Origin of the sequence: Croceibacterium aestuarii (assembly GCF_030657335.1) — a bacterium.
Classification (GTDB): Bacteria; Pseudomonadota; Alphaproteobacteria; order Sphingomonadales; family Sphingomonadaceae; genus Croceibacterium_B; species Croceibacterium_B aestuarii.
On the sequence record NZ_CP131039.1, the window covers coordinates 3,096,126 to 3,109,273 of the forward strand.

The following is a 13,148-nucleotide window of genomic DNA, read 5'->3' on the forward strand; positions in this document are numbered from 1 at the left end:
CCCCCCGAAACTATTCCCGGCATTCCCCCAGTTTATGACTATCCACCGCCTGGGCGAGGAGTTGGAGCCTGGCCCCACCACGCCCCGGGAGGGGCGCGATGGGGCCGTAGCCATCAGAAGCGCTTACTGAAGCTGAGATACCAGGAGCGCGGCTCACCCGGCTGACCGAGGTCTACTGAGAGCCCGAGGCGGGTGAAGATGGTCCGCTGGATGAAGTACTGCTTGTCAAAGAGGTTGGTGACGCCAGCCGCAACCTCGTATTCGTCCCGGTCATTTTCGTATGTAAGACGGGCATTGAAAACCGAATGAGCGGGCTCGTCGAACTCAGGGTAGTTGGTGCTATAGGCGATCTTACCCGTCCAGAACCAGTCGAGACGCGGGGTTAAGGTACCGGTAAGGGCCGGGACTTCGAACTTGTACTGGACACCTCCGTTCAGCGTCCAGTCCGGGAAGGTAAGAGGGCGGCCGAGAGTCCCGCCTCGATCGGTGTAGCCGACGGAGAAGTTGGCCACGAGATAATCGATCGGCTCGAGCGTCGCCTCGAGTTCGAAGCCCTTGATCGGATCTCCTCCCGAGACCGGATAGTTCCACGAACGGCCGATGCACTCGATACCGACGGAGGTGCCGTTCGGCGCGCCGTCGGTTGCGGCGTTGTAAGGCCGGCAGTTGGTGAACTTGCCCTCCCATGCCGTATCCGCCGGGCCATCCGGAATAAGAGTTTCCAGGCCGGGTTTGATGACCAGCGCCGTCGAACTCGGATCGTAGCGCGGCTCGCGTCCGCTAAAGGAGCCGTTGCGCATGGAATACGCCATCCAGAACGCATCACCGTTCAAACGCAACCGGCGGTCGAACAAGTCGGCCTTGAAGCCGATCTCGTAGCTCGTCAGCGCAGTCGGATACTGTTGCTCGATCTGACCAGCCTGGAAAATGCGGGTATTGAACCCCGGAAGACGATAGCCGGTCGATGCCGAGCCGTAGACCATGATCTTGTCGGTGATTTTGTAATCCGCGCCGAGCTTCCAGTCCCATCGGGTGTTCTTGATGGGCAACTGGAAATAGGTGCTGCTGCTTGACGGCGTAAAGACAGTTGATCCTGGCGCGGAAGCATCGAACTGCGCGGTGTAATCGACGAATTTTTTGTCGGTTGAGCGCCGAATGCCGCCGTTAAAGCTCAGGCCCTCGGCGAAGCCGAAGAGCTCATATGGTCGGAGGGTGACGTTGAGATAGCCGGCTTTGGCCTTTGGATAATAGAACACGTCGTGGAACTGTTGCGTGCCGGCGGCTGTATTTTGCGGTTGCCCTCGCTCGGTGGCCTTGCCGTCATAATAGAACAGGCCGGCAGTCCAGTCGACCCAGCCGTGCTGGCCGGTAAGGCGGAGTTCTCCGGTCCAATAGTGCATGTCGTCTTCGTGGTAGATATAAGCGTCCACCAACGGCGTACCATCGTAGTTTGCGCCGAACTGAGTGCTAATCCGGCGCATTCCGACGATCGCCAGCGCCTCGATTTCGTCGGTAATCCCGACCCGAAGCTTGCCGTTTAGGCCCCAGTTCTCCACGGGAACGCGGCGACCCCAGCAGTTGCCGCCGCGGAAAATTGAGCCGTTGTAATAGCCATTGCCGGGGATCGTATATCCGTTCGGAAGCGGATCGCAGTTTGTCTCGTAAGTAGAGTAAATGCTATCGGTTAGGAAGCGTTGATCGAAGCGGAAAGGCGTTCCCGGAACGGAGTAGTGGTCGAACAGTGTGATGAGGTTTTTGTTCACCCCTGGGCCGGAATCGACGATGACGCCGGTGTAGTCTCCATAGGGCGCACCACGTGAATCGAGCCCGCGCAGGTGACCCGCCGTCAGCTGCATGTTGATGTCGGTGACCTTATCCGCCGCGCCTTCGTTATTGGCGTACGAATAGTCTCCCGACACGTTGAGCTCGATGTTGCTCGCCGGTTCCCAGCGCATTGTGGCCCGCGCCGCGCGGACATCCTCTCCGCCAGCGTGATCCATCACGCAGCTCTTAGGCTGCTGCACACCGCCGGCAAAGCTGGTTTTCGAGCTCGCATAGGGGAAGGTGCCCGCCAGCTCCGGAGTGCCATTCAGGTGCATCTGGCAGCTGAAATCGAGTATCTTCATGTAACCCTGCTGCCGCTTGGACACCATCGACAGGTTGACCGCCAGGTTCTCGGAAATGGGTAGATTGACACCGGCGCGAAGGTCGAGGCGGTTTCGCGATCCTACTTTCATGTCGACGTAGGCCGACAGGTCGTCGAAGCTGGCCTTCTTCGACACCATGTTGACCGCACCCGATATTGCGTTGCGTCCGAACAGCGTTCCCTGCGGACCGCGCAGCACCTCGACGTGATCGAGATCGAGCAGATCGAAGTTCGAGCCGAAGACGAATGGGTAGTAAATGTCGTCGATGTAGTAGGCGACCGCGGGCTCTTGCGAGAATTGCGTATCGACAAGACCGATGCCGCGAATTGTCACGGAAACGCCCGCACCGTAAATGGCACCGGATTTCTGGAACGTCGCGTTGGGAACAATCGAACCCAGATCGGCGAAGGTCTTGACCTGGCGGTCTTCAAGCGCGTCAGCGGTCACCGCGGTAATTGCGATCGGCACGTCTTGGACGTTTGTAACGACCTTGGTCGCCGTGACCAGGATTTCCCCGTTAGCGCGTTCGGACGGGGCTGCCTTTTCGCTCTGCGATGCGGCCGCGTCCTCTTTCGCATTTTGATCCTGCGCGGACGCGGGCTGCGCGATAACAAGAGCAAGAACTGAGCACGTGGCGAATGCCAGGACCTTTTTCATGGTTATCCTACCCCCAAGGTTCATATTGAATTGCCAAGCTGGGTATGACCGGGCCGAATGCGCGGCTTGACTGCTTAGGCCCAAGAACTTGTTTTATTTTCGCGCGGTCATTCGGCTTTGAATCACAACAACGATCCGGCGCTACGAAGGCCAATGGGGCCTATAAGGGATTGTATTGCAGTGTTAATTTTCTGCATGCCCGCTGCTGCTGAAGAAAATCGTCTTCGAGTGATCCGTGGGTCGCGGCGGCCGAGAAAAGCTTCCGAGCCGCAGGGATCAGATTCCAAAGTTGTCGAGACGCGCCGGTGCTCGCAATGGATCAACACGGCTCACCAATCCGGCGTTTTTTTCGCGTTCAGTGCGGCACGAGGGTCAGCAAACGAACTACTAGGGCTGAGGGCTTGCTTCGAATTGTCGAGCTCACTCGAAGGGGAAGCTCGGCGAGCAAAGCTTCCATGCGGTCTTCGTCTTAATAGAGCTTGCGCGTACCGCCCGGCACGAAGCACCGGAAAGGTGTATCGAAGAAGAACGCCTTGCGGTCGGCGTACGTCCAGTGTGCGGTGGCGTCGATTGCCTGTTGAAGCATCGCGTAATGCTCATCCATCGTCCCTGGCGTATTGCCCATGTCGGACCCCCACATCATGCGATCGGCTCCGTAGAGGTCCTTCACATAATCGAAGAACTCCTCGAGCTTGACCCCGGCGGGCTCGAGCTGGTTCTTAATGTGAAAGCTGGTCAGCTTCCAATAGAGGTTGCGGTGCGGCCTGACCGCCAAGTGGTTCGGTGTAAGACCGAAGGTGGACGGCGAACTCTTGGGAGTCGGATAGCCCAGGTGATCGAGCTCGATCCTCACATTGGGATAGCGGATCGCGAACTCATGGACTCGACCCATAGCGCGGTTCAGATCGCCGCCGACAAGCATCAGGACGGCAACGATACCCAGCTCGTCGATCGCATTCCAGGCCGGCAGGGCGGCATCCGTGAAGAACTCGAATTCGCCGTTGATCGGTGAACCAAAAAGCCGAACCCCGGCAATGCTGTTCTCCTTCGCCATCTTGCGTAGCCTGTCGGGAGTCGTCGGGTCCGTCCCGTGAAGAATCACCACCGGAAGGACGCGGCCCGGGTCGGATTTGCATACATCGAGCAAGTAGCTGTTATCGGTGTTGTAGACGGTGTTGTACTGCACGCCACACCCCATCAGGATACCGGCGTTGTCCCAGTACTTGGTGACGACGTCGTGTGTCATGGGGGTGTTTAAGACCTTTTCCTTCGCCGCTGGTGAAATGTCCGGCTTCGTCGGGTAATGTGCAATGTCATTGGTGTAAAAGTGCGCGTGGGTGTCGAAGATCGGAAAGGGCGCCTTCACCTTTGCCGATTGCGCCCGCGCCGAGAATGGCATGGCAGCGAGGGTAGAGAGGGCGATGGCCCCTTTCACCAACGAGCGGCGGTCAACCATGGCCATTCTTTCTCCACCGATTGTGCCGGTTGAACGACCGGTACCGGAATTCATTTCTTGTCGGTGGAGACTGCACCTTTTTTGCAGCTTCCGAAATGACCAAAAGGGCTCCATTTCTTGAAGCGTATCGCACCGAAGAGCACGATTTCGCGCCGTGTGGTCGCTCACCCACGTCGGCCAAGTGGCCTTCGCAATTTGCGCCGTATCCTTGACTGAGATGGCGCAAATTGTTGCCGTTCGGTGCGAGGCGCGGCGGATGCTTGCCTCCCTCGAAGTCCCCCATCATGCTCGGGCGCCGGTTCGATCGACGATAACTGGCAGAAGGCGGAAGCTCACGGCCCGGCGCTGATCCGCATTTTCGCCGCCGAACCGGGGGTCGGAGGAGAAGGCCATGCCAAGAATAAGCACGATCGCCCTAGGGGCCGCGATCCTCGTGTCGGCGGTTCCGGCCCATGCGGATCGCCCGCTCGACGAGCTGGCGCGGCAAGTCGAGCGCGCCGAGGGGCTGCGGGCGGCCAAGGAGCTGCAGCGCGATTACGCGCAATATGCACAGGCGGGACTGTGGGACGAGATCGGCGCGCTGTTCGCGGCAGACGGCAAATTCATCTTCGAAGCGCCGAACGGCCCGGTCGAGGCGCACAGCGGTCCGGCGGCGATCGCCCAGTTCCTGCGCGACCGCTATGGCGGAGGGCACGACGGGCTTACCGCACCCGACCTGTCGACCATGCTGATCGAAAATCCCGTCGCCAACCTCGCGGCCGACGGCAAGAGCAGCAAGGTCCGCTGGGACGTGTTGGTATTCTACGGCCATGGCGATGCGGCAATGATCGAGGGCGGGATCTTCGAAAACGACTACACGCTCGATCGCGGGACGTGGAAGATCCGCACCGCGCACTATTATCCGCAATACAGCGGCCCTTACGACAAGGGCTGGACCAATTGGGGCGGCGGCGATCTGCCCATCGTCCCCCATCACTTCGATGTGCGGACTTCCGGCATCCCCATCCCCCCCGCAGTCGGCGCAGCCCCGCGCACCCGGGCGAGCCTGGCGCAGTTGCAGACGCGGATCGACCGCCTGAACGACGAGGATCGCATCCGCAGTCTGCAGTCTGCCTACGGTTTCTACCAGGACCGCAAGATGTGGGACGACGTGGTCGACCTGTTCGCCGACGATGGCGTGGTCGAGATCGGCGGCCAGGGCATTTGGCATGGCAAGGCTGGAGTGCGGCGCTGGCTGCAGACGATGGGCCCCGTCGGCCTGAGCCACGGCCAGCTGAACGACCGGGTCCAGTTCGACACCACGGTGAAGATCGCCCCGGGCGGCAACGAGGCCTGGGCACGGGGCATCGAGCTTGGCATGCTCGGCGAGGCCGATCAGGTGAAGGGCTGGTGGGAAGTCGCCGTCTTCGCCAACCGCTACGTCCGCGAGAACGGCGTGTGGAAGCTGCGCGAGCTGCGCCGCTTCCCGCTGATGAAGACCGACGTGTTCGAGGGCTGGGGGAAGAGCCGCATCGTCGATCCGGCGCCGGCCGGCAAGCTCGGGCCCGACGCCCCGCTGCCGGCCGCGGAGCAAGCCCCCGCCGACCTGGCGCTGCCGGCGTTCCTCTCGCCCAACCCGGTGACAGGACGGGCGGTCACCGCCGCTGGAAGCGCCCGGCTGGTCGCCATCCGTCCGCTGACCGGCGCCATCGCTGCCGTCTCGCCAAAGCCCGCCACGCTGGCGGAAGCCCGTCGCCGTCTCGCCCGCTCGACGGCCTGGGACGGCATCCAGAACGTCTCCTCGGCCTATGGCTACTTCCTCGACGATTCGATGCCCCAGGGGTTCGGCGGGGTCATCGCCGCCAAGGGCTTCAAGATGTCGCCCTTCTCCGGCTTCTACATCACGCGCGAGCGAGTGCTGAAAGCGCGCGTCAGCGGCGAGCCGCCGACGACCCGGCCGGGTATTTCCTACCATTGGCTCGTCCAGCCGGTGGTGCAGATTTCCGACGACGGACGATCCGCCAAGGGCCGCTTCCGCCTGTTTCAGCCGAGGACCGGCAAGGACGTCGGCAAGGCGGGCGCGTTCTACGGCGCCTCGTTCTGGGGCGGCATGTATCACGACCGCTACGTCCTCGAGGACGGCGTCTGGCGGATCTGGGAGCTGACCCTCGACGAGCCCTATATCACCCCGGTCGCCTGGACCGACGGCGTCTGGGCCAAGTCCAAGGACCCCGACCCGAACCTGCCCAAGCGGACCTTCAAAGGCGGCAACTTCCCCCCGGACGTACCGCTTACCGAGCTCGGAAAGCGCGAAGAGCATTTCGCCGGAGGGCCTGGCAAGACCCTTCAGTGGCCTTCGATCATGCCGATGTGGTTCAGCTACACCAACCCGGTGACCGGCCGCGTGCCCGAACTCTATCAGCCGGGCTGCGTGCCCTGCTCCGTCCGGCCCGATCTGGCGCTCGACAAGAACGGCTATCAGGAGCCGCCGGACGCGCCGCAGGCGAACACGGCGCCCTGACAGGCGGGACGGGAGCCGGTTACTTGCGCGGGTAGTCGGCTGCGTTGAGCACCCAGCCGGGCATGTCGGAAAAGTCTTCGCGCGGCGGCGAGAAGATATCGACCAGCACGTTGCTATGGCTATCCGACGGCGCCGAGGTGTGGATCACCTTGGGCGGGATCACGCAGACCGAAGGCGAAGCGCAGCGTTCGTGCTCGTCGTCGCGCCAATCGTGCTGATTGGCAGTCCACGGCCAGCGCAGATGGTGCATGTACCAGCCCTCGAGCGCCAGCGAGCATTGCTCGAAGTCGTCGTGATGGTGCGGCGAGAGCTTGGTCACGTCGCGCGGCCCTTGCGCGGGAAAGACATTGACCATGAAGGTGGTGCACCGAAAAATCTTGCCGAACCGCCCCTCCTGGTCGGGCACGTCGAGGCTGTAGCTGCGGATCTTCCAGCCGCCGACCGGATCGGGCCACGGCTCGAACGCCGGGACTTGCGGGTGCGGACCGGCGTAGCGATCGCCGTTGTCGGCTTTGGCGGCGATATCGGCATTCTGCGTGGTTATCAGCCGCACGATCCGTCCGCCCGTCCTGCAGGTCACGCGGCTGTCGCCCGGCGGTATCATGGTGATGGTATAGCCGGGCACTTCGGCGGTCTCGCCGTTCGCCTCGACCGTCGCCGCCATGTCCGCTTCGTGCAGCAGCAGGACATATTCGTCGAGCTGGCCTCGGCGTTCGAACACCGCGCCAGGCTCGACTTCGGAATAGCAAACGACGAAGTTCTGTCCGCGGGTGTACCAGTTGCGCTGGCCGTCCCCGGTTTCCTTTGGCGGTTCGGCATAGAATCGGCCGTAACTCGAGGCGGCGAAAGCGGAGGGCGGCCCGCCGTCCGCCGCTGCGGTTGATAGGCGAGAGCGTGGATCGTCGGCTTCGTACATGGTCATTCCTCCTGGTCGCGCGCGCCGCAAGCCGGGGCGAGACAGGCGGGGCAGCGTTGAAACGTTCCCCGACGTGCCCCCACATCGTCCCGGCGCTAGGTCTGCGAACGAGGCCGGGCAACCCGATTTCGCCTCGCGCGCCGCAAGGGAAAAAAACGGGCTCCGCCAAGGGCAAGTCGAACCGCTGCCGCTCAGGGCTGCAGGGCGGCGGCGGCCGCCTCGGCGACGGCCTTGCCAAACATGGTGGTGTCATTGCTGAGCATAACCAGCGAAAATCCCATGTCGAGATGCGCGCGCGCCTCCTGGGGGGTGCCGACAGCCACCCCCGAAAGGACGCCCGCATCCCGTGTCGCCGCTAATACGCTGGCGGTGAGCGTCTTGACCGCGGGATCGCTCGGCGGTTTCCCGCTCGACAGGAACAAGTCGCCGTGACCGATGAAGATCCCGCCGACGTCCTCCAGCGCAGCAAAGTCCGCCGCGCGCTCGAGCGAAGCCCAGTCTTCGAGCTGGAGCATCCGCAGCGCCGCATTCCCACGCTCGATGTAATCGCTCGTCGGCGCGAGGCCCCAGCGGCCGGCGCGCGACGTCGCACCCAGGCCCCGCTCGCCCTGCGGTGCGAAGACCATCCGCCGCGTGATCGCCGCGGCCGTAGCGAGATCGTCGATCCGCGGCACGAGCAGCCCGTCGGCCCCGCCGTCGAGCAGCGGCTGGATCGTCGTCCCCAGGTGGTCGGGCAGGCGCACCAGCGCGACCATGCCCATCGCCTGCGCACAGAACACAAGCTCGACCGCCCGGTCGAGCGAATGCGGTGCATGTTCCATGTCGACGACGATGAAATCGAACCCGGCATGGCCGAGCAGCTGCACGGTTTCGAAAGACGGGATCTTGACCCAGGTGCCGAGCAGTCCCCGCCCCTTCGCCTTCACTTTGCCGGCGACGCTCGACACGGTCAGAACCCGTTCTTCTCGAGCCAGGCGAACAGCAGTTTGGCCACTTCATCGTTGTTCATGTCGGCGAACGGGATGTGCGAGTTGCCGTGCAGACCGGCGTCGGTCAACCGCATGATCTCGACGTGGCCGCCGCGATCGTTGACCGCCTTGGCGAACTTCTGGCTGAGCGCAAAGAAATTGGCCCAACCCGGTGAATCGTCGATGTGGTCACCCCAGACGAGCTGGATCGGAATCTGGGTCAGCCGCGCGAATTCGGCTTCTGACACGTAGACCGGCCCGAACGGCCCCTCCTTGATCTTGGGCTCCATCGTGTCGGGGAAGACGTAGCCGGGGTTCTCGTAGGCGACGATGCCCTTCACGTTGTTGCTCTTGAGCCTGGTCAAAAGCGCGCGGAAGCCTCCGGCCGAATTCGTCAGCAGCACCGCCGGGCCGATCCGGTCCATCGCCTTGCCGGCGGCATCGGTCTCGAGCTGGGCGTTGGCGACCTTGTCGAACTCGTCGTAGCGCGCACGGTTGGCTTGTTCGAGCGCGTCGGGATCGCCGGTCGGGAATTGCTCGCCGGGATAGAACTGGCCGAACTTGGGACCGAAGCGCCAGGCGCCGAAGTTGCCCTGGTCGCGCCCGACCTGCGCCTTGTATGTATAGTCCTCGCAGCCCCAGTTGGCGCGGCCGACGCGCGGACCGTCCCAGACGTATGTCGGATATCCGGCGCGCAGCAGCTTCATCTGGTAGCCTTCGCCCCCGTCCCAGCGGCGCTGCCAGACGGCTGCGCTCGAGCTGTGCCACAGGAACAGCGCGGTCGGCTTGGCCTTCACCGGGATTTCGAATTCGACGTGACCGTGGTCGCACGAAAGCGTCGATTTGCCGGGCTCGCCGATCACCTTGCCGCCGGCCTCGAACGAACCCTGGCGGGCAATCGCCACCGCTCCATTGGGAAGCGCCGCACCCCCGGCTGTAGTGCACCCGGCAGTCATGGCAATCCCTGCCGACAACAGCGCTCGCCAGATAAAGACCCGGCTCCGGGTCAGCCTATTCTCATGCATGGTTTTGCAGTCCTTTCCGACTTGCGGCTTACCTGAGCGAAAGCGCTGCGGGCGGTCTTGCCCCAAAGGGCTGTATGTCCTTCTCACGCGCCCCGATCGGCGCCCCCCTGGGCAAGCTTCTCGAACGCAAGGAGCGTGAGGAACGGCCATCCGCGTCCTCAGAGCGCCAGCCTGGCCGAAATCTCTGCGGCCGCTTCGCGCATCGCCGTGATGAGCCCGGCCGGTGGATCGGGGGGAATGAACTGGATCGAATCCATCGCCGAGACCATTGCCACCAGGTCGCCCCTATGATCGTAGACCGGAGAGCTGACGGCGTTGATCCCAAGCACGACCTGTTGCGGGGCATCGGCCCAGCCGCGCGCCGCGACTGTGGCCAGCTCCTGCCGCAAGTCTGCGGGATCGGTGATGGTATACTGGGTGAAGCGGACCAGCTTTCCGGCCGGCAGCGTGCCCTGCTTCTTCAGCCGGTCGGCGAGGATCAGCTTGCCCGCGGCGGTGGAGTGCAGCGGCAGCGGCTCGCCCAGCTTGACGGTAATGCCGACCAGCGCCTTGCCCGGCAGGCTTTCGACGATCGACGCGCTGTCCCCATAGACCAGCGACAGGTTGAACGAATGATCGAACTCTTCGTGCAGGCCCTGCATCACCGGCCGCGCGAGCTCGATCACGCCGTCTTCCGCCGACTGACCGATCACCCGTGCCAGCGCCAGCAGCTTGGGTCCGCGCGCATAGCGGTCGCTGCCGTCGCGCTGCACCGCGTAGCCCATCGCTAGCAGCGTCCGCAGGTGGCGATAGGCGCGCGGCTTGGTCATGTCGGTTTCGCGGGCGATCTCGGTCACGCCCACTTCGTCGCGGCTGGCGAGCAACTCGAGGATGCGTACCGCCACCCGCGCAGTCTGCACACCTTCGTCGGCTTTGGCTGGCTTTGCTATCGACATCACCCCCACGGCATGTGCGCCTTCTCGCGCACTGATCCAGTTCCTCGATGGCGCAGCGGCGCCCCGCACCGAACACAGACAGCGCAGTACGCTACGCTGCGAAACAGTGTTTCAAAAACGAGAGCATGTAAAGGCAGACACGCTGCGCAAGGGCGCGGGCCTCAATTCCCCCACATGAACAAATCAAGGGCGAAATTGGTGGCGGAGACGGAGGGATTCGAACCCTCGATACCCGTTACCAGGTATGGTTCCTTAGCAGGGAACTGGTTTCAGCCACTCACCCACGTCTCCGGACCCTAGCGGCGAAGGGGGGCCTATAGCGAGGGGTCTTGCGGGCTTCAAGGGCGCTGCCGGCGCCCAGGCAAAATACCTGTTCGGCCGCGATCGGGACTCGGTTCGCCGCAAAACCGATTCGCCTTGCCGCGCGTTCATTGCCGCTTCAGCGCGGGTGGCTTCTTCTTTGCCGCGAAAACGTCCGCCTGGACGGGATGGGAATGCAAATGATGACGATTATCGCCGCCTCACGCCGCTGCCTTCTGGCCGCCAGCCTCGCGCTTGCCGCATTCGGCACGGCCCCTGCCGCCGCCCAGTCGATCGAGCAGGTCGATCCCAACGACTACGCCGCCATCGACGCCGACCTCGATCAGCCGCAGGACACGCCGAGCCCTGCCGAGCCCGCGCGCGACCTGCCGCCCGAAGCCGATCCTGCCATTCAGCCCGCCCCGGCCGAGCCGGGCACCTCTGTGACGGGCTATGCCGCATCGCAGCCCGTGTCCGCGCCGTCCCCCGCTTCGGCGACGTCGGAGACCTACCACGAAGACGACCTGATCGGCGCAGCCGAGGGCGTGTTCGGCAAGGGCGCCGAAGGCGTCGCGCGAATGATCGAGGACCTGCTCAAGAAGCAAGGCGAACCCAACGGCTATATCGTCGGCCGCGAAGCCGGCGCGGCGGTCGGCCTCGGCGTGCGGTACGGTTCGGGCACGCTCTATCACAAGATCGAGGGCCAGATGCCGGTTTACTGGACCGGCCCCTCGCTCGGTTTCGACCTCGGCGCCAACGCCTCCAACACCTTCGTGCTGGTCTACAACCTCTACGACACCGACGAGCTGTACGAGCGCTATCCGGCCGGCGAAGGCGACGCCTATCTGGTGGGCGGGCTGACCGCGAGCTATCTCAGGAAGGGCGACGTCGTGCTGATCCCGATCCGCATGGGTGCGGGCGTGCGGCTGGGAATCAACGCCGGTTACATGAAGTTCTCGAGAAAGCAGCGCTGGCTGCCTTTCTGAGGACACAGCAAAACTAGCGTCGCAAAACCCGCCTTCGCGCTTGCGAAGAGCAGTCGCCGGCGGCAAAGCGGCGCCGCCATGCTCGACAGACTCGACCAACAGCCGCCCGACGCGCTCCTCGCGCTGATCAAGCTCCACGACGCCGACCCCCGGCCCGACAAGATCGACCTCGGCGTGGGCGTCTATCGCACCGGCCAGGGCGAGACCCCGGTGTTCGGCGCGATCAAGGCGGCAGAGCGCAAGCTGGTCGACGAGCAGCCGTCGAAATCCTATCTCGGGCCGGAAGGCGACATGGGCTTCGTCCATGCGCTGATGCCCTATATCTTTGACGGGACCGATCCTTCGCTCGGCGGCCGGATCGAGGGAATGCAGACCCCCGGCGGCACCGGCGCCGTGCGCCTGGCGCTGGCCCTGGCCAAGGCTTGCGGCGTCACGCGCATCCTCATGGGCGTGCCGAGCTGGCCCAACCACGCGCAGATCGTCAAGGACCTCGGCCTCGAACTGGTGACCTTCGCCCATTCCACCGCCGACGGCGCCGCCGACCTCGATGCGCTCAAGGCGGCGCTGGCCGACGCGCGCGAGGGCGATGCGGTGCTGCTGCACGGCTGCTGCCACAACCCGACCGGGATCGACTACACCCCCGGGCAATGGGACGAGATCGCAACGCTGCTCGCTGACAGCCCCGCCCTCCCGGTTCTCGACCTCGCCTACCAGGGCCTCGGCCACGGAATGGACGAGGACGCCTACGGCGTGCGCCGGGTCATTTCCGCAGTGCCGGAAGCGCTCGTCGCCTACAGCTGCGACAAGAACTTCGGGCTCTACCGCGACCGCGTGGGCGCGCTCTACGCGATGACGCAGGACGCCGAGAGCCTGAACCGCGTGCTGTCGAACGGCCACGCGCTGGCCCGCGCCGCTTGGTCGATGCCCCCCGACCACGGCGCCGCCGCAGTGCGCCTGATCCTCGAAGACGAGACGCTCACCGCCCAGTGGCAGGACGAGCTCGACCAAATGCGCACCCGCATACGCCAGGTCCGCGACCGGCTCGGCGCCGCCGGCAAAGTCGGCTCGGTCGACCTGGGCCCGCTGGCGCAGCAGAACGGCATGTTCGCCGTGCTCCCGCTCGACAAGGATCAAATCGCCGAGCTGCGCAGCGAGCATGGCATCTACATGGCCGGATCGGGCCGCATCAACGTCGCCGGGCTGACGATGGACAACATCGACAAGTTCGTTTCCGCCGTGCGCGCGGTGGCCAGCTGAC

9 protein-coding genes and 1 tRNA gene are annotated in these 13,148 nt (G+C 64.0%); 3 read left to right on the forward strand and 7 right to left on the reverse strand.

From position 1 onward, the window contains the following. Positions 1 to 113: 113 nt before the first annotated feature. Both Q7I88_RS15320 and Q7I88_RS15325 read right to left on the reverse strand, forming a co-directional pair. Entirely contained in the window at positions 114 to 2,804 is a 2,691-nt protein-coding gene (locus tag Q7I88_RS15320) for a TonB-dependent receptor (RefSeq protein WP_305096773.1), read from the reverse strand. A 469-nt stretch (positions 2,805 to 3,273) separates the two neighbouring features. Next, the gene (locus Q7I88_RS15325; RefSeq protein ID WP_305096774.1) at positions 3,274 to 4,266 is read right to left on the reverse strand and encodes an amidohydrolase family protein; all 993 of its coding nucleotides are present in this window, start codon (positions 4,264 to 4,266) and stop codon (positions 3,274 to 3,276) included. A 385-nt stretch (positions 4,267 to 4,651) separates the two neighbouring features. Here Q7I88_RS15325 and Q7I88_RS15330 point away from each other — a divergent pair, with 385 nt between their 5' ends. Next, positions 4,652 to 6,760, forward strand: coding sequence for a nuclear transport factor 2 family protein (locus tag Q7I88_RS15330; protein WP_305096775.1), 2,109 nt, complete (start codon positions 4,652 to 4,654; stop codon positions 6,758 to 6,760). Positions 6,761 to 6,779: 19 nt separating this feature from the next. On the opposite strand, the gene Q7I88_RS15335 is transcribed toward Q7I88_RS15330, so the two are convergent. From Q7I88_RS15335 to Q7I88_RS15355, 5 genes are all read right to left on the reverse strand, one after another. Next, complete coding sequence (locus tag Q7I88_RS15335; protein WP_305096776.1) at positions 6,780 to 7,682, reverse strand: cupin domain-containing protein; 903 nt, start codon at positions 7,680 to 7,682, stop codon at positions 6,780 to 6,782. 185 nt (positions 7,683 to 7,867) lie between these two features. Continuing rightward, the gene (locus Q7I88_RS15340) at positions 7,868 to 8,623 is read right to left on the reverse strand and encodes an HpcH/HpaI aldolase family protein (RefSeq protein WP_305096777.1); all 756 of its coding nucleotides are present in this window, start codon (positions 8,621 to 8,623) and stop codon (positions 7,868 to 7,870) included. A 2-nt stretch (positions 8,624 to 8,625) separates the two neighbouring features. Then, a complete protein-coding gene (locus tag Q7I88_RS15345; RefSeq protein ID WP_305096778.1) occupies positions 8,626 to 9,600 on the reverse strand; it encodes an alpha/beta hydrolase in 975 nt (324 codons plus the stop codon). 227 nt (positions 9,601 to 9,827) lie between these two features. Continuing rightward, the gene (locus Q7I88_RS15350) at positions 9,828 to 10,604 is read right to left on the reverse strand and encodes an IclR family transcriptional regulator (RefSeq protein WP_305096779.1); all 777 of its coding nucleotides are present in this window, start codon (positions 10,602 to 10,604) and stop codon (positions 9,828 to 9,830) included. Positions 10,605 to 10,803: 199 nt separating this feature from the next. Next, positions 10,804 to 10,895: transfer RNA gene (locus tag Q7I88_RS15355), tRNA-Ser, on the reverse strand. Positions 10,896 to 11,107: 212 nt separating this feature from the next. On the opposite strand from Q7I88_RS15355, the gene Q7I88_RS15360 reads away from it, so the two are divergent. Together Q7I88_RS15360 and Q7I88_RS15365 are read left to right on the forward strand one after the other, a co-directional pair. Beyond that, positions 11,108 to 11,890, forward strand: a complete 783-nt coding sequence (locus tag Q7I88_RS15360) for an EipA family protein (RefSeq protein WP_305098627.1) — start codon at positions 11,108 to 11,110, stop codon at positions 11,888 to 11,890. A gap of 78 nt (positions 11,891 to 11,968) precedes the next feature. Then, positions 11,969 to 13,147, forward strand: a complete 1,179-nt coding sequence (locus tag Q7I88_RS15365) for an amino acid aminotransferase (protein WP_305096780.1) — start codon at positions 11,969 to 11,971, stop codon at positions 13,145 to 13,147. The last annotated feature ends 1 nt before the right edge of the window (position 13,148 follow it).